General features: G+C 68.3%; 15 protein-coding genes. 13 read left to right on the top strand and 2 right to left on the bottom strand.

Features of this window, described 5'->3' with window-relative positions; genetic code table 11:
* Window positions 1-67: 67 nt before the first annotated feature.
* From nusA to pnp, 9 genes are all read left to right on the top strand, one after another.
* Window positions 68-1,555 carry a transcription termination factor NusA gene (nusA, locus tag J7520_RS06185; protein WP_291185425.1) on the top strand — a complete coding sequence of 496 codons (1,488 nt, stop codon included), beginning with the start codon at window positions 68-70 and terminating at the stop codon, window positions 1,553-1,555.
* 127 nt (window positions 1,556-1,682) lie between these two features.
* The gene (gene infB / locus J7520_RS06190; protein WP_291185428.1) at window positions 1,683-4,352 is read left to right on the top strand and encodes a translation initiation factor IF-2; all 2,670 of its coding nucleotides are present in this window, start codon (window positions 1,683-1,685) and stop codon (window positions 4,350-4,352) included.
* A 94-nt stretch (window positions 4,353-4,446) separates the two neighbouring features.
* Complete coding sequence (rbfA, locus tag J7520_RS06195) at window positions 4,447-4,797, top strand: 30S ribosome-binding factor RbfA (RefSeq protein WP_291185430.1); 351 nt, start codon at window positions 4,447-4,449, stop codon at window positions 4,795-4,797.
* Window positions 4,798-4,942: 145 nt separating this feature from the next.
* On the top strand, window positions 4,943-5,434 hold the full coding sequence (locus J7520_RS06200) for a hypothetical protein (protein ID WP_291185432.1): 492 nt from the start codon (window positions 4,943-4,945) through the stop codon (window positions 5,432-5,434).
* A gap of 3 nt (window positions 5,435-5,437) precedes the next feature.
* A complete protein-coding gene (locus J7520_RS06205; protein WP_291185436.1) occupies window positions 5,438-6,115 on the top strand; it encodes an OmpA family protein in 678 nt (225 codons plus the stop codon).
* A gap of 26 nt (window positions 6,116-6,141) precedes the next feature.
* A complete protein-coding gene (locus J7520_RS06210) occupies window positions 6,142-6,405 on the top strand; it encodes a zinc-ribbon domain-containing protein (protein ID WP_291185439.1) in 264 nt (87 codons plus the stop codon).
* Window positions 6,406-6,576: 171 nt separating this feature from the next.
* Entirely contained in the window at window positions 6,577-7,515 is a 939-nt protein-coding gene (gene truB, locus J7520_RS06215; RefSeq protein ID WP_291185442.1) for a tRNA pseudouridine(55) synthase TruB, read from the top strand.
* 205 nt (window positions 7,516-7,720) lie between these two features.
* Window positions 7,721-7,990 carry a 30S ribosomal protein S15 gene (gene rpsO, locus J7520_RS06220; RefSeq protein ID WP_291185445.1) on the top strand — a complete coding sequence of 90 codons (270 nt, stop codon included), beginning with the start codon at window positions 7,721-7,723 and terminating at the stop codon, window positions 7,988-7,990.
* 20 nt (window positions 7,991-8,010) lie between these two features.
* The gene (gene pnp, locus J7520_RS06225; RefSeq protein ID WP_291185447.1) at window positions 8,011-10,113 is read left to right on the top strand and encodes a polyribonucleotide nucleotidyltransferase; all 2,103 of its coding nucleotides are present in this window, start codon (window positions 8,011-8,013) and stop codon (window positions 10,111-10,113) included.
* A 199-nt stretch (window positions 10,114-10,312) separates the two neighbouring features.
* Here pnp and J7520_RS06230 read toward each other — a convergent pair whose 3' ends face one another.
* The gene (locus tag J7520_RS06230) at window positions 10,313-11,923 is read right to left on the bottom strand and encodes a tetratricopeptide repeat-containing sulfotransferase family protein (RefSeq protein ID WP_291185450.1); all 1,611 of its coding nucleotides are present in this window, start codon (window positions 11,921-11,923) and stop codon (window positions 10,313-10,315) included.
* Between the two features lie 69 nt (window positions 11,924-11,992).
* Complete coding sequence (locus J7520_RS06235; protein ID WP_291185452.1) at window positions 11,993-12,655, bottom strand: PDZ domain-containing protein; 663 nt, start codon at window positions 12,653-12,655, stop codon at window positions 11,993-11,995.
* Window positions 12,656-12,917: 262 nt separating this feature from the next.
* Here J7520_RS06235 and J7520_RS06240 point away from each other — a divergent pair, with 262 nt between their 5' ends.
* From J7520_RS06240 to J7520_RS06255, 4 genes are all read left to right on the top strand, one after another.
* Entirely contained in the window at window positions 12,918-14,693 is a 1,776-nt protein-coding gene (locus J7520_RS06240; protein ID WP_291185454.1) for a glucan ABC transporter ATP-binding protein/ permease, read from the top strand.
* Window positions 14,694-14,743: 50 nt separating this feature from the next.
* Complete coding sequence (locus J7520_RS06245) at window positions 14,744-15,082, top strand: DUF423 domain-containing protein (protein WP_291185456.1); 339 nt, start codon at window positions 14,744-14,746, stop codon at window positions 15,080-15,082.
* A 148-nt stretch (window positions 15,083-15,230) separates the two neighbouring features.
* The gene (locus tag J7520_RS06250; protein ID WP_291185458.1) at window positions 15,231-18,086 is read left to right on the top strand and encodes a penicillin acylase family protein; all 2,856 of its coding nucleotides are present in this window, start codon (window positions 15,231-15,233) and stop codon (window positions 18,084-18,086) included.
* A gap of 339 nt (window positions 18,087-18,425) precedes the next feature.
* Window positions 18,426-20,099 carry a CSLREA domain-containing protein gene (locus J7520_RS06255; protein ID WP_291185461.1) on the top strand — a complete coding sequence of 558 codons (1,674 nt, stop codon included), beginning with the start codon at window positions 18,426-18,428 and terminating at the stop codon, window positions 20,097-20,099.
* The last annotated feature ends 75 nt before the right edge of the window (window positions 20,100-20,174 follow it).

Raw genomic sequence — 20,174 nt, forward strand, 5'->3', positions numbered from 1 at the left:
GGCGCGACGAGCGGGGCGAAGATCAGAACCATTCCGTCCGCACGCCGCGGGCGCGAAGGAGTCGGGTATGAGCAAAGAACTGTTGTTGGTCGTTGATGCCGTCGCCAACGAGAAGGGCGTGCCGAAAGGCGTGATCTTCGAAGCGATGGAAGCCGCGCTCGCGTCTGCCGCGAAGAAGCGCTATGCGGAAGAGGACGTCTCCGTGCGGGTCACGATCGACCGCGACAGCGGCGAGTACGAGACCTTCCGCCGCTGGGAAGTCGTGCCCGACGACATCGTGATGGAGTCGCCGGACCGCATGATCCGCCTGATGGACGCAGCCGACGAGGCGCCCGGCGTCGACGTCGGCGGCTTCGTCGAGCAGCAGATCGAGAACCCGGATTTCGGCCGCATCTCGGCGCAGGCGGCCAAGCAGGTCATCGTGCAGCGCGTGCGCGAAGCCGAGCGCGCCCAGGTCGTCGACGCCTACAAGGATCGCGTCGGCGAACTGATCACCGGCATCGTCAAGCGCGTCGAGCGCGGCGCGGTGTTCCTCGACCTCGGCGGCAACGCCGAAGCCTACGTGCCGCGCGACCGCGCCATCCCGCGCGAAGCGGTGCGCGCCGGCGACCGCCTGCGCGGCTACCTGTACGAAGTGAAGTCCGAGCCGCGCGGACCGCAGCTGTTCGTTTCGCGCACGGCGCCGGAACTGATGATGGAGCTGTTCAAGCTCGAAGTGCCGGAAGTCGGCCAGGGACTGGTCGAGATCAAGGCCTGCGCCCGCGACCCGGGCGATCGCGCCAAGATCGCGGTGATCGCGCACGACCATCGCACCGATCCGATCGGCGCCTGCATCGGCATGCGCGGTTCGCGCGTGCAGGCGGTGTCGAACGAGCTGAATGGCGAGCGCATCGACATCGTGCTGTGGAACGAAGCGCCGGCGCAGTTCGTGATCAACGCGATGGCTCCTGCCGAAGTGCAGTCGATCATCGTCGACGAGGAAAAGCACTCGATGGACATCGCCGTCGCCGAGGACAAGCTGTCCCAGGCGATCGGCCGCGGCGGCCAGAACGTGCGTCTGGCCAGCAAGCTCAGCGGCTGGCAGCTCAACGTGATGACCGCCGACCAGGTGCGCCAGAAGAGCGAGGCGGAGCAGGACGCGGCGCGCCAGCTGTTCACCAGCAAGCTCGAGGTCGACGAGGAGATCGCGCAGATCCTGGTGCAGGAAGGCTTCTCGACCGTCGAGGAAATCGCCTACGTGCCGACCGCCGAGCTGCTCGGCATCGAGGGTTTCGACGAGGACATCGTCGAGGAGCTGCGCGCACGTGCGCGCGACGCCCTGCTGACGGACGCGCTGGCGGTCGAAGAGGGCATGGAAGAGCACAAGCCGGCGGACGATCTGCTCACGGTCGAGGGCATGGACGAGAGCCTCGCGTTCGAGCTGGCGTCGCACGGCGTCGTCACGCGCGAGAACCTCGCCGACCTCGCCACCGACGAGTTCATCGAGCTCGGCATCGAGGGCATCGACGAAGACCGCGCCGCGGCGCTGATCATGGCCGCACGCGAGGCTTCATAAGCGGATATCGCCTTCGCCAGGCGCGGGTACGCGACGCCGTTCGGGCGCCGTCGCCGAAGTAGAGAAATGGCCGCTCGTGCGAGGCGGTAGTAGAAGCGAATCGCACGAGCCACGGAGTAACCAATCGATGTCGGACGTCACCATCAAGCAACTGGCCAAGGTTCTCGGCACGCCGGTCGACAAGCTGCTCACGCAGCTCGGCGAGGCGGGCATGAAGTTTTCCGACCCGGATCAGGTCATCAGCAGCACCGAGAAGGTGAAGCTGCTCGGCTTCCTGCGTCGTACGCACGGCAAGAAGGACGAGGCGCCGGTCGAGACGAGTGCGGCACCGCGCCAGATCACGCTGAAGCGACGTACGGTGAGCGAGATCACCGTGGTGCCGGGCCAGCGCGGCGCCAGCGCCAAGACGGTCAACGTCGAGGTGCGCCAGAAGCGCACCTACGTCAAGCGCAGCGTGGTCGAGGAAGAGACGCAGGCGCAGATCGACCCGGAACGCGAAGAGGCGATCCGCAAGCTCGGTGAATCGCAGCAGAAGCGCGAGGCCGAGGAGCAGGTGCGCGTCGAAGCCGAACGCCGTCGCCAGGAAGAGGACGCCAAGCTGCGCGCCGCCGAAGACGCGCGCCGCGCCGCGGCCGACCAGGAGAAGCGCCGCCTCGAGGAAGAGGCGAAGCCGCCCGTCGCGCAGCCCGAGGAAGCGGCGGCCGCTCCCGCGGCGCCCGCACCGGCCACGGGAGCGGCCGAGCGCCCCGCCGCGACGCCTCCGCGTCCGCCGGTGGACCGCGCCCGCGAGCCGCGCGAAGGCGTGCCTGCGGCGCAGGACGGTGCCGGCCATCGCCACAAGACCAAGACGCACGGCTCGCACCGCATGCGCGACGACGGCGGCGACGAAGCCGGCGGCAACCGCTACTTCGGCAACGAGCTGCATCTGTCGCAGGAAGGCGCGGCGCGACGCGGCGGCCGCAAGCGGCCGAAGACGCGCGTCGCCGAGCAGTCGCGCTCGGGTCCGGCGCATGCGTTCTCCCGACCGACCGCGCCGGTCGTGCGCGAAATCGCGGTCGGCGAATCGATCACCGTCGCCGATCTCGCGGCCAAGCTCGCGATCAAGGGCGCCGACGTGGTCAAGGCACTGTTCAAGATGGGCGTGATGGTCACGATCAACCAGTCGATCGATCACGACACCGCCGTGCTCGTCGCCGAGGAACTCGGCCACAAGGTCAATGCGGCCGAGGACACCAGCGCGGAGACGACCCTGCTCGCGCAGCAGGCCGGCGACGAGGGCGAGAGGTCCGTGCGTCCGCCCGTGGTCACGATCATGGGCCACGTCGACCACGGCAAGACGTCCTTGCTCGACTACATCCGCCGTACCAAGGTCGCCTCGGGCGAGGCCGGCGGCATCACCCAGCACATCGGCGCCTATCACGTGGAGACGCCGAAGGGCGTCATCACCTTCCTCGACACGCCCGGCCACGCCGCGTTCTCGTCGATGCGCGCCCGCGGCGCGCAATCGACGGACATCGTCGTCCTGGTCGTCGCCGCCGACGACGGCGTGATGCCGCAGACGATCGAGGCGATCCAGCACGCGCGCGCGGCGAAGGTGCCGCTGATCGTCGCGATGAACAAGATGGACAAGCCGGAAGCGAATCCGGACACGGTCAAGCAGGGACTCGTGCAGTACGAAGTCGTGCCGGAAGAGTGGGGCGGCGACGTGCAGTTCGTGCCGGTGTCGGCGAAGACCGGCGACGGCGTCGACCACCTGCTCGACGCGATCACCGTGCAGGCCGAGGTGATGGACCTCCGCGCCGTGCCGGACGGCCGCGCCAGCGGCGCGGTCATCGAAGCCAGCCTCGACAAGGGCCGCGGCCCGGTTGCGACCGTGCTGGTGCAGCAGGGTCTGCTGAAGAAGGGCGACTTCCTCGTCTGCGGCATCGAGTACGGCCGCGTGCGCGCGCTGTTCGACGAAGCCGGCCGTCAGGTCGAGTCGGCCGGTCCGTCGATTCCGGTGCAGTTGCTCGGTCTCTCCGGCGTGCCGCAGGCGGGCGACGACTTCGTCGTCGTCGCCGACGAGCGCCTGGCCAAGGAAGTCGCGTTGCAGCGCCAGCACAAGCGGCGCGAGTCGCGCCTGGTCAAGCAGGCCGGCAACCGCATGGAAGACCTGATGGCGCAGATGGGCGAGGGCACCGGCCAGCTGACCCTGAACCTGGTCGTCAAGGCCGACGTGCAGGGTTCGGCCGAAGCGCTGCGCGAGGCGCTGACGGCGATCACGACCGACAAGATCAAGGTCAACGTGATCATCTCCGGCGTCGGCGGCATCACCGAGTCGGACGCGAACTCGGCGGTCACCTCGAAGGCGACGATCATCGGCTTCAACGTGCGTGCGGACGCTTCCGCGCGGCGCATCATCGAGGCGAACGGCCTGGATCTGCGCTACTTCTCGATCATCTACGACGTGATCGACCAGGTGAAGCAGGTCGCCACCGGCCTGCTCGGCACCGAGGTGCGCGAAGAGATCATCGGCGTGGCCGAGGTGCGCGACGTGTTCCGCTCGTCGAAGTTCGGCGCGATCGCCGGCTGCATGGTGGTCGAAGGCACGGTCAAGCGGCACAAGCCGATCCGCGTGCTGCGCGACAACACGGTGATCTTCCAGGGCGAACTCGAATCGCTGCGCCGCTTCAAGGAGAACGTCGACGAAGTGCGCAACGGCACCGAGTGCGGCATCGGCGTCAAGCAGTACAACGACGTCAAGCCGGGCGACCAGATCGAGTGCTTCGAGCGTATCGAGGTCGCGCGGACGCTGTGAAATGAGGAACGGGTGGAGAGGAGTGAGGAACGAGTGATGCGTTCCGGTCTTGCCTCCACTCGTTTCTCGTTCTTCTCCACTCATTCCCAACCTTATGCCCGCGAAGTCCTTCAACCGCTCCGACCGCGTCTCCGCCGAACTCCGGCGCGAGCTGGCCGTGCTCGTGCACGCGGCCGCGCGCGAATACGGATTGCCGTCGGTGAGCGTGTCCGACGTCGAGGTCACCAAGGATCTCGACGTCGCCACCGTCTACGTGACCACGTTGATCGGCGACGAGGGCATCAAGGCGACCGCCGCGCTGAACGAGCTGGCGAAGGAATTCCGCCGCGAGTTGTCGCGCTCGATGAAGCTGCGTCGCGTGCCGGAGCTGCGTTTCCGCTACGACGATTCGGTCGACAAGGGCGAACGCATCGAGTCCCTGCTGCGCGGCGACTCGCACGACTGATCGCGCCCGCGCGCCGGGCCGCCGCGAATCCATTTCTAACGCCGCCGCAACGCCGTTTTAATCTCCGCGTCGCCGCCTTCCTCTACGCTAGCACCGCCGAACGGTCTCGGCGGCGCGTCGATGGCGCGCAATCACAGGAGGATTCATGACGAAGCGGACGATTTCCACGGTGCTTGCCCTCGGGCTTTCGATCGGTGTCGCGGCGTCGCCGGCGACGGCGGCGGACGGACAGGCCGCCGACGCAGCCGGTACCAAGCTGGCGATTCCTTCCAACGTGCAGGCCACCGCCGCCGTCGGCGTCGTCGTGCGCGTCAAGGAGGTGGTCGCCGCCGAGGACGTGACCCTGGTCACCGTCAGCGCGTCCTACAGCGGCGAGACGAGTTTTCTCGAGCTGGCCTATTCGGACAGCGGCACCTACCTGCAGGACGAGAGCGGGCAGAAATATCCGCTGCGCAGCCCGGAAGACAATCCGAACCTGCGCATCTCGCGCGGCGACACCATGCAGGGGCGGCTGGTCTTCCTCGGCCGTGTCGCGCCGGAGTCGAAGAAGATCAAGCTGGTCTTCAACGAAGGGCGTGCCGGCAGCGATACCAACGGGCCGGGCCTCAGCATCGACGTTCCGCTAACGTCGGGCTGAGTCGTGCGCATCGTATTGCTCGCGGCGGCGCTGTTCGGCGCGTCCGCGCAGGCCCAGTTGATCGTCGAGCGCGTGCCGACCCGGCTCGGCGAGCGGGCTTCGACCTGGAGCGAATCGCCGCAGCCGCAATCGCTGTGGCAGGAAAAGGGCATCGCGTCGACGACCGCGACCGGCGGTCCGGCTTCGAGTCTGGCTCCTGCGGCGGTTCCGAAATCCGAGTTCGCGCTGGCCGACGTTCCGCCGGAGCGCCTCGACGCCACGCGCAAGATGCTCGGCGAACTGCAGGCGCGCCCCGATGCGCAGGGCGCGATCGTCGTCGACCTGCCGGGCGACGTGCTGTTCGATTTCGACAAGTCCGACCTGCGCGCGGATGCGTTGCCGGTGCTCGATCGCATCGTCGGCCTGCTCGCCGCGTTTCCGGCGCGCGGCGTCGCCGTCAACGGACATACCGACAGCAAGGGGGACGACGCCTACAACGACGGGCTGTCGCGCCGCCGCGCAGAGACGGTGCACCGCTACCTGCACGAGCGCGACGGCTCGCCGGCGCGCGCGTTCGACGTGCGCGGCTTCGGCGAGAAGCAGCCGGTGGCATCCAATACGCACGCCGACGGCAGCGACGATCCGCAAGGCCGGCAGAAGAACCGCCGCGTCGAGATCGTGCTGCGTCCCGTTCAATCCTGAGAGATCCTGCCTTTGGAGTCCTGGCCATGGCCCTGATGAAATGCCCCGAATGCGCGCGTGAGGTGTCGGACAAGGCGCCGGCGTGTCCGAGTTGCGGTCATCCGATCGCGGCTCCTGCCCAGAGCGGTGGCGCGATCCACGGCGGCAACGCCGCCGACATCGCCAAGACCGGCGGCAAGGTCGCGACGACCTGGCTGCTCGCCGGCCAGGTGCACTGGATCGTGCGCGGACTGGTCGCCGTCGTCGCCATCGTCGGCTTGTTCCTTTTCCTCGCCTCCGGCCGGAACTGATTGATGGAAAAGCGTCGGACGCGGATGGCGCGGATAGAGCGGGAAAATAGGGCTGGAGCTTTATCCGTGCGGATCCGCGTCGATCCGCGTCCGGCTTCCGCTTTCCTTTCGTCGCCCGACACTCCCGCTAGAATGCGCGCGCAATTTCGCGCGTCGCATTGATCGAAGCTCGTGCCGGTAGACGAAAGCGTTCCGAACCGAAAGATTTCCTGGCGCGACCTGCACGGCATCCTGCTGCTGGACAAGCCGCAAGGCCTGAGTTCCAACGCCGCGTTGCAGAAGGTGCGGCGACTCTTGCGCGCCGAGAAGGGCGGACACACCGGCAGCCTCGATCCGCTCGCGACCGGCCTGCTGCCGCTGTGTTTCGGCGAGGCGACCAAGATCGCCGGCCTGTTGCTCGGTTCGCGCAAGGCCTACGAGACCGAGGCGCGTCTGGGCCTCACCACCACCACCGACGACGCCGAAGGCGAGGTCGTCGAGCGGCGCGAGGTTCCGGTGCTGGACGACGCGGCGATTCGTGCCGCGCTGGCCGGGCTGACCGGCCGCATCGTCCAGGTACCGCCGGTCTATTCGGCGCTGAAGCAGGGCGGCGAGCCGCTGTACCGGCGCGCGCGCCGCGGCGAGGACGTGGCGGCGGCGCCGCGCGAAGTCGAGGTGCATCGCTTCGAGTTGCACGATCGGGCCGGCGACCGCCTGCGCCTGCGGGTCGAATGCGGTTCGGGGACCTACGTGCGCAGCCTGGTGCGCGATCTCGGCGAACGGCTCGGCTGCGGGGCGCACGTGACCGTGCTGCGCCGGACCTGGGTCGAGCCTTTCCTGGCGCCGCGGATGCACACCCTGGACGAGCTGAACCGCCTGGCCGAGGCCGATCCGGCCGCCCTGGACGCCCTGTTGCTGCCGCTGGAGGAGGGCCTGGCCGGCTACCCGCAGGCGCGTCTGGACGAAGCCCAGGCGACGCGGCTGCGTCAGGGGCAGGCGATCGACTGGCCCGGCCCGCCGGGCCGCTGCGTGGCCCTGGACCCGAACGGGCGCGCGGTCGCGCTGGCGGAAGTCGCCGCCGGTCAGTTGCGGCCGCTGCGCGGCTTCAACGCCTCCGCGGCAGTGTCATGAAGGGTTAACTGCTTGTTCCGACACCGCTCCGGCAGCTAAAATAGCCCGTTCCCTTCCGAACATTCCGTCCGACCAACCCCTGCGGGGCTTGCGAACGACCACGTCAATCCCAGGGCGATTCGCCCGTGCGCTCCGCGCCATCGCGGACGCGACGATCCTCGTGGGCATTCGCAAGTCTCGCTTCCGCATTCAAGGATTCACGCAGATGTCTCTGTCCAACGAACAAACCTCCAAGATCATCGCCGACTTCGGTCGCGGCACCAACGACACCGGTTCGCCGGAAGTCCAGGTCGCCCTGCTGTCGGCCCGCATCGACCACCTGAGCAAGCATTTCGCCGACCACGACAAGGACCACCACTCGCGTCGCGGCCTGCTGAAGATGGTCAACCAGCGCCGCCGCCTGCTCGGTTATCTGAAGAACAAGGACGGCGATCGCTACAAATCGCTGATCGAACGTCTCGGCCTGCGCCGCTAAGCGCCCATCAGGAGAGACTCGTGGCGAAAGTAACCAAGTCGTTCCAGTACGGTAATCACACGGTCACGCTGGAGACGGGCGAAATCGCCCGCCAGGCTTCCGGCGCCGTCGTCGTCAGCGTCGACGGCACCGTCGTGCTGGTCACCGCCGTGGCCGCGGCGAAAGCGAAGGAAGGGCAGGACTTCTTCCCGCTCACCGTCGACTACGTCGAGAAGTTCTATTCCGCCGGTCGCATCCCGGGCGGCTTCTTCAAGCGCGAAGGCCGTCCGACCGAGAAGGAGACGCTGACCTCGCGTCTGATCGATCGTCCGGTGCGCCCGCTGTTCCCGGAGGAATACAAGAACGAAGTGCAGGTCATCGCGCAGGTGATCTCGCTCAATCCGGAAGTGGACGGCGACGTCCCGGCGATGATCGGCGCCTCGGCCGCGCTGTCGCTGGCCGGCATTCCGTTCAAGGGCCCGATCGGCGCCGCGCGCGTCGGCTACGTGAACGGCCAGTACGTGCTGAACCCGACCGCGACGGAACTGAAGACTTCCGATCTCGACCTCGTCGTCGCGGGCACCTCCAACGCCGTGCTGATGGTCGAGTCCGAGGCCAAGCTGCTCAGCGAAGACGTCATGCTCGGTGCCGTGGTGTTCGGCCACAAGGCGATGCAGGTCGTGATCAATGCGATCAACGAGCTGACCGTCGAAGCCGGCACCAAGCCCTCGGCATGGGTCGCTCCGGCCAAGAACGAGGCGCTGATCGGCGCGCTCAAGGGCGCCGTCGGCGACAAGCTGGCGCAGGCGTTCCAGATCCGCGACAAGCTGCAGCGCCGCGACGCGATCGCCGCGATCAAGGCCGACACGTTCGAGTCGCTCAAGGGCCAGGCCGAAGCCGGCAACTGGGCCGCCGGCGATCTCGCCAAGGAATTCGGCGAGCTGGAATACCGCACGCTGCGCGATTCCGTGCTCGCCACCAAGGTGCGCATCGACGGCCGCAAGCTCGACGACATCCGCCCGATCACCTCGCGCGTCGGCGTGCTGCCGCGCACGCACGGCTCGGCGCTGTTCACGCGCGGCGAGACGCAGGCACTGGTCGTCGTCACGCTCGGCACCACGCGCGACGCGCAGATCATCGACGCGCCGGAAGGCGAGTCGAAGGACGCCTTCCTGTTCCACTACAACTTCCCGCCGTTCTCGGTCGGTGAAGCCGGCCGCTTCGGCGCGCCGAAGCGTCGCGAGATCGGCCATGGCCGCCTCGCCAAGCGCGGCGTGCAGGCGGTCAAGCCGACCATCGAAGCGTTCCCGTACGTGCTGCGCGTGGTCTCGGAGATCACCGAGTCGAACGGTTCCTCGTCGATGGCGTCGGTGTGCGGCTCCTCGCTGGCGATGATGGACGCCGGCGTGCCGCTGAAGGCGCCGGTCGCGGGCATCGCGATGGGTCTGGTCAAGGAAGGCGAGCAGTTCGTCGTCCTGTCCGACATCCTCGGCGACGAGGATCATCTCGGCGACATGGATTTCAAGGTCGCCGGCAGCGCCGAAGGCATCAGCGCGTTGCAGATGGACATCAAGATCGACGGCATCACCGAGGAGATCATGAAGGTCGCGCTGGCGCAGGCCAAGCAGGGCCGTCTGCACATCCTCGGCGAGATGGGCAAGGTCATCAGCGCCTCGCGCAGCGAGATGAGCGAGTACGCGCCGCGCCTGATCACGATGAAGATCCACCCGGACAAGATCCGCGAAGTGATCGGCAAGGGCGGCACCACGATCCGCTCGATCACGGAGGAGACCGGCGCGACGATCGACATCAGCGACGACGGCACCGTCGTCATCGCCTCGGTCAACCGCGAGGCCGGCGACGCCGCCAAGAAGCGCATCGAGCAGATCGTCTCCGACGTCGAGCCGGGCCGCATCTACGAGGGCAAGGTCGCCAAGCTGATGGACTTCGGCGCCTTCGTCACGATCCTGCCGGGCAAGGACGGTCTCGTGCACGTCTCGCAGATCTCCAACGAGCGCGTCGAGAAGGTGTCCGACAAGCTCAAGGAAGGCGACATCGTCAAGGTCAAGGTGCTCGAAGTCGACAAGCAGGGCCGCATTCGCCTGTCGATGAAGGCGCTCGAGGAAGAAGGCGCCGCTTCCTGACGGAAGCGGTGTCGCGGGCGGCGCTTCGCGTCGCCCTGCAGTTCGCAACGACGGCGGGCCTCGGGTCCGCCGTCGTCGTTTGCGGCGCAGCGTTTCGCGTCGAATTCTCCTCCGCCGGCAGCGGATCAGGTCCGGCTCGCCGAGCCGCTGAAACCCTCGCCATCGCTGCATGCGCCGAGCGCGGTCGCGCGCCGTGCGTTCACGTGCGCAGCATCGCCCGCAGCGGGTCCAGCAAGGTTCCGTATCGTTCCGCGCGTGCCGTGTTCTTGCGCAACGGCTCGCGCACCTGCGCCGCGCTTGCCGTGCGCACCGCGCGGCGGCTCTCGTGGAAGCGCAGGCACGCGGCGTCGAACGGGAGGCCGCAGAAGTCCAGCAGGCGCCGGATTTCCGCCTCCGGATCGGCGACGAGCTTCTCGTGGGACAGCGTGAAGACGGCCTCCGGATCGCGCGCCGACCAGAAGCGCATCAGGCGATCGTAGTCACGCCAGAACGCGGCGAGTTCGCCGAGGTCGTAGGTGAAAGCCATTTCGGTCTCGAACAATTGCCGGAAGCAGCCGAGGCACGTTTCGAGCGCATCGCGTCTGCAGTCGACGAAGCGCGCGCCGGGCAGCATCGCGCGCAGCGCGCCGACGTAGCGCCAGTTCAGCAGCGCCTTGTCGACGAAGCGCGGCTTCGAGCCGCGCAGATGGGCGGTACGATCGAGGTATCGCCGGGCGAGCCCTGCCCAGTCCGCGTCCGTCGTGTCGTCGATCCAGGCGGGGAAGTCGCTGCCGCGCCGCTGGGATTCGTCGCGCACGAGGTCGCGTACGTCTTCGAGTTCGCCCCCGGATGCGACGTCGGGATGCGCAGCGAGAATTTGCTCGACGAGCGTGGAGCCCGAGCGCGGCATGCCGACGAGGAAGACGATGCCGTCTCCGCGTCCCGCGTCGGCCGGGACTTCGCCCGGCCGGGAACCGAACGTCTGCTCGATGGCGGTGACGTTCGCCGTGAACACGGCCGAATCCCAGTGCAGCTGCCTGCGCCGCAACGCGTTGGCGGCCTCGAAGGTGCGGAACGCGTCGGCGTAGCGGTCATTGTCCTCATAGGCCTTCGCCAAGGCGAACAGGGCGGGCGCGCGTTCGTGTTCGCGCAACGTCTCCGGTCGCAGTGCCTCCAGAGCCGCCAGATCGTCGGCGCCGAAGCGGAGCGTCCGCAGCGTCGACAGGCCGAACCAGGTCATGGCGGCGGCGGGGGACAACGTCAGCGCGCTTCGGTACGCCGCTTCGGACTCGGCGATGCGTCCGGCGAAATGCAGCGCGCGCCCGAGCAGATCGCGCGCAGGCAGATGAGGCGGTTCGCGAACGATCGCTTCTTCGAGTGCCGCGACGGCGGCGTCCATGTCCCCCTGGTGCTCGTAGGTCCGAGCGAGCGAGAGCAGTGCGACCGCCTTGGTCGGATCCAGGTCTGCCGCCCGGCGCAGCGTCGCGATCGCCGCCTCGAAATCGCCTTTGCGCACGAGTGCGTTGCCGAGGTCGAACGAGGCCTGGGCATCGTTCGGTCGGGCTGCCGCGACGCGGCGCAGAAACTCGACGGCCTCGTCGTTGCGTCCCTGCAGGTAGGCCGTCGCTGCGCGCATGCGCAGTGTTTCCGGATGGGATGGCGCGAGGGCCACCAGCGCGGCGAGACGGCGTTGGAGTTCGGGAGCGTCGCGCCGCGCCAGGGCGGTGTTGACGTTCTGCAGCAGCGTGACCGCGCTCGGAGAAAGCCCTGCCAGACGGTCGGGACGCGCGCCGGGCGGTATGGCCGCCCTCGAATTCCGGTTGTCAGCCATGATCCGTTCTCCAGGCCGGCGGTCGCGCTGGCCGGCCGCCGTGAAGGAAAGCGAGTTGTCGCCGCGCCGTCATTCGGGCGCGAGAGACCCGAGCCGCAGCACGCGTTGCAAGGTTTCGCCGTTTCGTACGATGGTCAGCGTGACCGTACGTCCGGCATTCGCCTTCAGCAGGTTCTGGAACGCGCTCTTGCCGGCGATCGGCTTGCCGTTGACCTGCACGACGAAATCCCCCGCCAGCAGGTTCGCCCGCGAGGCCGGCGTGCCGCCGACCACCGAGCCGATCTCCACGCCGCCGTCGTGGCCGATCGCGGCGCGTTCCTCGGCTTTGAGGTCGCGGAACGTCGCGCCGAAGGGCAGCTTGAAGCGGACGTAGAACGCGGCGTTCCAGACCGGGGCGGCGGCGGAGGTCGCGCTCGGCAGCGGCGGATACAGCAGGATGCGATCCGCGCCGACGGCCTGGCCTTGTCGATCCGCTTCCTCGCGCGCGACCGTTTCGGAACCGGCGTAGTTCGCCGTGCCGACGCGCACGAAGCCCTGCGCGGCGAGGCGGTTGGGATCGCTGGACGGGTTCTTGCCGAGCACGAGTTCCGGCGCGGTGGGCGGCGCGGCACGCATTTCGGCGATCGTCGCCGCGTCGCGTTCGGAGACGTACGACGACACCGGCGGCGGCTCCTGCGACGGCCCGGGCCCCGGTCCGCGCGGCGTGCTGACGCAGCCAGCGACGAGGATCAAGGCGGCGACTGCGACTGGACGGAATCGGCGCGGCATCGGGTGCGGTCTCCGGACTGCAAACGTGTGCGTCGCAGCTTAGCCCGGCGAATATGAACGACATGTTCGGGCGTCGGCGTTTGCTAGGATTCGCCGCCATTCGAAGGCGCTCCGGGGTCGGAAGCGCTTCGGCGGCACCGTCCACGATCCGGACGTCGGCGCCGGTCGCCGAGCGAAACGGCGTCGGAGTGGCGGTTTCTCGGGGTTTTCTCGGAAGGAAGACGTCGTGGACATCCTGCGCATCTACTATCGCGTCATCACCTTGCTCGCGCCGGAAAAATGGCTGGCGGCGCTGCTGGCTTTGGCCAATCTCGCCCTCGCCGGCGTGTTCTTCCTCGAACCCTGGCTGTTCGGCCGCGTCGTCGACGCGCTGGCCGGCACCAAGCCCGGCCACGTCTGGACCTACATCCTCTGGTGGGCCGGGGTCGGCTTCGCCGGTGTCGCCGCCAGCGTACTGGTGTCGCTCTATGCCGACCGCCTCGCGCATCGGCGCCGGCTGGCGGTGATCGCGCAGTTCTTCGAGCACGCGATCGGCCTGCCGCTGGCGTTCCACGGCCGCCATCACACCGGGCGCCTGCTGCGCATCATGCACGGCGGCAGCAGCAACCTGTTCGGGCTCTGGCTCGGCTTCTTCCGCGAGCATCTGGCGACGGTGCTGGCGATCCTGGTGATGGTGCCGCTGGCGCTGTCGATGAACTGGAAGCTCGCGCTGCTGATGATCCTGCTGCTGCTCAGCTTCGGCGTGTTCAACGCGATCGCGATGCGCCGCACGCACGCGGCGCAGGGCGAGGTGGAGCAACTGCATCACGCGATCTCCGAGCGCGTCGGCGACGTGTTCGGCAACGTGATGGTGGTGCAGAGCTTCTCGCGCATCTCGGCCGAGGTGGCCGAGATCAAGAGCATGGTGCGCCGGGTGCTGAGCGCGCAGTACCCGGTGCTGCGCGGCTGGGCCTGGCTGTCGGTCGCCAATCGCGCGGCGAGCACGCTGACGATCGTCGCGATCTTCGCGCTCGGCACCTCGCTCAACGTGAAGGGCGAGGTCACGGTCGGCGCGATCGTCACCTTCGTCGGCTTCTCGATGCAGCTGATCGGCCGCATGGAGCAGTTCGCCGGCTTCATCTCCGGCTTGTTCTTCCAGACGCACTCGCTGAAGGATTTCTTCGCCGTGCTTGACACGCCGGCCGTGCTCAGCGACGACAAGCGCGCGCCGGATCTGCCGCTGGCGCAGGGCGAAGTCGTGTTCGACGACGTCTCCTTCGGCTACGACGCCTCGCATCCGGCGTTGAAGCATCTTTCGTTCCGCGTGCCGGCCGGAGGCACCGCGGCGATCGTCGGCCCGACCGGTGCCGGCAAGACCACCGCGTTGAGCCTGCTCTATCGCGCCTACGATCCGGACGCGGGCCGCATCACGATCGACGGCATCGACATCCGCACCGTCAACATCCACAGCCTGCGCGAACAGATCGCGGTGGTGTTCCAGGATCCCGGCCTGTTCTATCGCTCGATCGCCGACAACCTGCGCATCGGCAAGCCGGACGCCACCGACGAGGAACTGCAGCTCGCCGCCGAGGCGGCCGAGGCGCACGGCTTCATCGTGGTCAAGCCGGACGGCTATTCGACGTTGGTCGCCGAACGCGGCCGTTCGTTGTCGGGTGGCGAGCGCCAGCGCCTGTCGATCGCGCGCGCGATGCTGAAGAACGCGCCGATCCTGATCCTCGACGAGGCCACCAGCGCGCTCGACAACGCCACCGAGGCGCGCATCCAGCGCGCCTTGAACAAGCTGACCAAGAACCGCACCACCTTCGTCATCGCGCACCGCTTGTCGACCGTGCGCAATGCCGACGTGATCCTCGTGTTGAAGGACGGCGAGCTGGTCGAGCAGGGTCGCTACGCCGAGCTGGTCGCGCAAGGCGGCCTGTTCGCCGAGCTGGACGGGCAGGGACGTTTCGTCGCCGACGCGGAAGACCCCGACGTCGCGAATGCCGAAGAGGTGACGTCGTGAGAGCGGCCCGTTGCGCACTGTTGATCGGAAGCGTCGCCGGTGCGACGGCCGTGGCGCTCGGCGCGTTCGGCGCGCATGCGTTGCGCGCGAGTCTCGACGAGCGCGCGCTGGCGATCTGGCGTACGGCGGTCGACTACCAGTTCTGGCATGCGCTGGCGGTATTGCTCGTCGGCGTGCTGGCGCGCGACAGCGAAGCGCGTTCGCTGCGCGTCGCCGTCACGGCGTTCGCGATCGGAATGCCGCTCTTCTGCGGAAGCTTGTATGCGCTCGCGCTGGGCGTGCCGGGCGCAGTCGGTGCAATCACTCCCGTGGGAGGCGTGGCTTTCATCGCCGGTTGGCTCGCGCTGGCCTGGTACGCGTGGCGCTCCGCTGCCGAGCGCACAGGATGAGCGATCGGCAATACCGATAGGCCGCGCGACGGAAATCGGCGGCACGGCGAAAGTGCCAGCGCGATGCGTTGCACAACGGGGTTTCACCCGCCTTGGCGCATACTCGTTCGAACGATCGTTCGGTCGGATTTCGAAGAAGGGGCCATCCATGTTCACGTCCATCGTTCGGCGCGCGTTGCCCGTCGCCATCGCGCTCGCGTTCTCGGCCTCTGCGGCCGCGCAGACCGTTTCGGCACCGCAACTCGGCGCGCCCGGAAAGATTTCCTTCGACGCGCGCGGCATGCCGACGATCCAGGCGCAGAGCGACAACGACGTCGCGTTCCTGCAGGGCTACGCCCATGCGCAGGCGCGCTTCTTCCAGATGGATCTGACCCGGCGCCAGGTCAGCGGCACGCTGGCGGCGCTGGTCGGCCAGTCGCAGCTCGCCAACGACGTGCAGGCGCGCACGCTGGGTCTGCGCCGCGCCGCCGAGCGCAGCTGGGCGGCGATGTCGGACGACACGCGCGGCTGGATCGCCGCCTACGCTTCCGGCGTGAACCACTGGCTGGCGACCAATCCGCTGCCGCTCGAATACGCCGCGCTCGACCTGACGCGCGCCGACGCGTGGACGCCGGTCGACACGCTGTGCGTCGGCAAGGGTCTTGCGTACCAGCTTTCCTTCGACCTCGACATCGACGCGACGATCCAGCTCGGCGCATACCAGCAAGCCGGCGAGGCCGGCGGATTCGACGGCACCGCGCTGTTCTTCGGCGACGTGCATCGCTCCGCGCCGGCCGACGACCGCGTCACCGTGCCCGGCTTCGAGCCCGGCGCGGGCAAGTCGGCGGCGACGCCGAAAGCGGCCGCCGCACCGACGCTCGGCCGCATCGATCCTGTCACGATCGACCTTGCGCGCGCCTACCGCGCCAGCATCGCCGGCAATCCGCTGTTCGAGAAGGCGCTGGCCGGGCGTGACACGCCGATCGGCAGCAACGAATGGGTGGTGTCGGGCAGCCTGACCGCGTCGGGCAAGCCGATCCTGTCCAACGATCCGCACCTGGGCTTGTCGTTGTCGCCGGTGTTCATGGAGCAGCACCTGTCCTCGGCCGAGAAGCGCGACGGCCGCGCGATGGACGTCACCGGCGTGACCGTGCCCGGCGCACCCGGCGTGATCCAGGGCTGCAACCAGACCGTGTGCTGGGGCACCACCACGAACTCGCTCGACGTCACCGACGTGTTCCAGGAAACGCTGCGCCTGAACAGCTTCGGCCTGCCGGTCGCGATCGTGCACGACGGCGCCGACGAGCCGTTGCAGTGGATCTTGCAGAGCTACTACGTCAACCGCATGGACGGCACGCCGGACAACGTCGTGCGCGACGAGTCGATCGGCTACGCCAACGGCGCGCTCACGCTGGTCGTGCCCCGCCGCAACAACGGCCCGATCGTGCAGATCGACAGCGCCAACGCGCAGGGCCTGTCGATCGCCTACACCGGCTTCGGCGCGACGCAGGAGATCGAATCGTTCCGCCGCATCAACCGTGCGTCGAATCTCGACGAGTTCCGCGATGCGCTGACCTATTTCGATTTCGGCTCGCAGAACTTCGCCTACGCCGACACCGCCGGCAACATCGCCTACTTCACCAGTGCCGAAGCGCCGGTGCGCACGGACCTGCAGACCAAGGGCGCGCCCGGCGGCGGGCGTCCGCCGTGGCTGATCCGCGACGGCTCCGGCGCGCTCGGGCACGACTGGATGCCGGTCGCGCATCCGCAACCGAACCAGGCGACGCCGTTCGAGATCCTGCCGGCGGACGAGATGCCGTTCGTCGTCAATCCGCAGAGCGGCTATTTCGCGAATGCCAACAACGATCCGATCGGCTTCTCGCTCGACAACAACCCGCTGAACCAGCTGCGGCCCGGCGGCGGCCTCTACTACCTCGACTGGGGCGGCGCGTCCTCGCTGCGCATGGGGCGCATCGACCGCGAGATCCAGGCCTTCAAGAGCGCCGGTCACAAGATCACGCCGGCCGACATGCAGGCGCTCCAGGCGAACACGAAGGCGCTCGACGCGGAGCTGCTGTTGCCGCATCTGTTCGCCGCCTACGACCACGCGACGGCGGCCGACGCGCCGGCGCCGCTCGCGCAGCTGGCGGCGTCCGCGAACGTCGCCGAGGCGATCGAGCGTCTGCGCGCCTGGGACTACTCGACGCCGACCGGCATCGCGCAGGGCTACGACGCCGGCGACAATCCGCTCGCGCTGCCGCAGCCGGGCCAGGCCGAGATCGACGCCAGCGTCGCCGCGACGCTCTGGGCGAGCTGGCGCAGTCACGCCTTGCGCGACACCGTCGACGCGACGCTGACCCAGGCCGGGCTCGGCGATCACCTGCCGGGCGCGGGCCTCGCGTTCAACGGCCTCAAGTTCGTGCTGGACAACTTCGACGCGCTGGGCGGGAAGAGCGCGTCGGGGCTGTCGTTCTTCGCGTCGGCGGAGAGCGACGATGCCGCCACCCAGCGCGACATCGTGCTGTTGAACAGTCTGCGCGAATCGCTCGACGCGCTCGGCTCGGACGCGTTCGCGCCGGCCTTCGCCGGTTCGACGAACCTGGCCGACTATCGCTGGGGCCGCCTGCACCGCATCGTTTTCGATCATCCGCTCGGCGGACCGTTCAGCGCGCCGGGTCAGAACGGCATTCCGAGCCCGTACGGCTTCACCGATCTGGCCGAAGGCCTGCCCGGCATCGCGCGCGACGGCGCGTGGGAGACCGTCAACGTCGGCAACTACGACCTGCGCGCGGATGCGGCGAACGGCTTCATGTTCGGCTCCGGCTCGGCGCGCCGCTTCGTCGGCGAGATGTCGGCGACGATCGGCGCGACGGAAGTGATCCCGGGCGGCAACTCCGGCGTGCTCGGCAGTCCGAACTACGTCGACCAGCTGCCGCTGTGGCTGACCGGCCACTACCACGATCTGCCGATTCCGGCCTCCGCGGCGATCGCCGCGTCGGTCACGACGCTGAATTTCCAACCGTAGGAAAAGGGAGCCGGCGCCGCCCCGCGGTGGCGCCGGCCGGGCCGCGGACACCGACGGCTTCGCGCCGTCCGCGGGTCTACGAAGCTGTAAGTACGAAGAAAGCGCAATGTTTTCTTCGGCGTTACTCCGGCGTTACCTCGTCGTTACCGGCGCGTGCCGACACCTGCCGGTCCTCCCTCTAGATTCGATGCCGGTCCCCGCACCCTGCGGACGGCGGCGCCCCCCCCGAGCACTGCGAGCGCTCGTCCCCGACGCCGTCCTCGGGAGTGCGGGGCCGACTCCGGCCCGAGCCGCGGCGGCGCGGGTGTCTTCCGAATCGAAGCGTGAGGGAATACGACGATGGGCATCTACCGATTCATCGGCGCGATCGCAGCCGCCTGGGGCGTCTGCGGCATCGGCCACGCCGCGCCAGCCAATGATCACTGGTCGGAGCGCACCATGATCACCGAGCTGCCGTTTTCGGCGACCGTGCCGGAGATTGTGAGCGCGACCACCGACGACACCGATCCGGACGTCTTCTGCTGGTGGCAGTCGTCCCATCCGGCGAGTCCCGGCCAATACGGCCTGTGGTTCGGATTCGTCACCGGCGATGCCGACGAATACGTCGACATGGACACCGCCGGCTACGACACGATCCTCGCCGTCTACGAGGGCGAGCCGGGGGCGTTCGTCGACGTGCCGGGCGGCTGCAACGACGACGGCGCGCGCGTCGGAAGCGGATCCCTCGTGCGCGGGCTGAAGCTGCGCGCGAACACTGCCTATTCGATCTTCGTCGCCGCCTACGTCTTCGTCTTCGACGACGCCGTGCTCGAGTTTTCGATGTCGCGCAGCGCCGTGCATCGGGTGACCAAGACCGAAGACGGCGACGACGGCCGATGCGACGAGAAGGATTGTTCGCTGCGCGAGGCGGTGAACCAGGCCGTCGCCCAGCCGGGCGCCATCCTCGTTCCGGCGGGCCACTACAAGGTTCCGGGCGGGCTGGATTTCGGCACATCCAATCCAGGCGGCATGAACCTCTACGGCGCCGGAATGGCCGAGACCGTCATCGACGCCGCGCAGGACGGGCGCGTGATGACGTTCCCGGAACAGAACGCCAACGCGCAGATCCTCACCTGGGGGTTGCACGACCTGACCTTGACCAACGGCAGCACCACAGAGAGCGGCGGGGCGGTCTTCGTGCGCCGCGGCTACGTCGCGCTCGAGCGCGTCGCGGTGACCGATTCCGTCACGCAGCGCAACGGTGGCGGCGTCGCCGTCAGCGCCGGCGCGGCGTCGTTCGTTCAAAGCCTGGTCGCCGGCAATCGCGCGGTGGGAATGGGCGGCGGCGCATACGCCTCCGGCTACAACGTGGAAGCGCGTGAGTCGACTTTCACCGCAAACGACGCGGGAGAGTCCCAGGCAAGCGGCGGCGGCGGACTATCCGTCGAAAGTTTGTTCGACCTCGTTCTGGTCAATTCGACCATCAGCGCGAACCGCTCGCGCAGCAGTGCCGGCGGCTTGTACATCTACGGCATGGAGCACGGAGTGCTGAACAACGTAAGCATCGTCGGCAATACGTTCGGAGAAATCGCCTCGGACACCAAGGCCGGTGGCCTGTGGCTCGACGGATCGAACCAATTGCAGGTCCGCAACAGCGTCCTGGCCGGCAATCATCGGTTCGATCATCCGGAGACTCCCTCCGATTGCGAGCTGGGCGCCCCGAACCTGATGGCGACCAAACGCAACTTGGTGCAGGCGCCCGGTTCGTGCACGTTCCACACCACAAGCGACCTGATCGGCATCGATCCGCGACTGTCGCCGCTCGGCCTTTACGATTCGGTGCTTCCCGTGCATCTGCCGCTGGCGGGAAGCCCGCTGGTCGATGCCGGCGATGCCGCTGCCTGTGCCCGTCGCGATGCGCGCGGCATCGAACGCCCGCAGGACGGCAACGCCGACGGCAATGCGGTGTGCGACATCGGTGCCGTCGAGGTGGAGCGCCCCAGCGACGTCCTCTTCAGCGATGGCTTCGACTGAGAAGAGCGTTCGTTCGGCGGCCGTGGCGCGCGACGCGCGGCTGCCGACACTGCATGCTGACGTTCGGAAGCGAGT

This window comes from Dokdonella sp. (assembly GCF_017744955.1).
Taxonomy (GTDB): Bacteria; Pseudomonadota; Gammaproteobacteria; order Xanthomonadales; family Rhodanobacteraceae; genus Dokdonella_A.

Bases quoted from the DNA above. Each gene is read 5' to 3' on its own strand.
- rbfA (WP_291185430.1), top strand. From the start codon at position 4,447: ATGCCCGCGAAGTCCTTCAACCGCTCCGACCGCGTCTCCGCCGAACTC.
- J7520_RS06230 (WP_291185450.1), bottom strand. From the start codon at position 11,923: ATGGCTGACAACCGGAATTCGAGGGCGGCCATACCGCCCGGCGCGCGT.
- J7520_RS06200 (WP_291185432.1), top strand. From the start codon at position 4,943: ATGACGAAGCGGACGATTTCCACGGTGCTTGCCCTCGGGCTTTCGATC.
- rpsO (WP_291185445.1), top strand. From the start codon at position 7,721: ATGTCTCTGTCCAACGAACAAACCTCCAAGATCATCGCCGACTTCGGT.
- infB (WP_291185428.1), top strand. From the start codon at position 1,683: ATGTCGGACGTCACCATCAAGCAACTGGCCAAGGTTCTCGGCACGCCG.
- J7520_RS06210 (WP_291185439.1), top strand. From the start codon at position 6,142: ATGGCCCTGATGAAATGCCCCGAATGCGCGCGTGAGGTGTCGGACAAG.
- J7520_RS06255 (WP_291185461.1), top strand. From the start codon at position 18,426: ATGGGCATCTACCGATTCATCGGCGCGATCGCAGCCGCCTGGGGCGTC.
- J7520_RS06250 (WP_291185458.1), top strand. From the start codon at position 15,231: ATGTTCACGTCCATCGTTCGGCGCGCGTTGCCCGTCGCCATCGCGCTC.
- nusA (WP_291185425.1), top strand. From the start codon at position 68: ATGAGCAAAGAACTGTTGTTGGTCGTTGATGCCGTCGCCAACGAGAAG.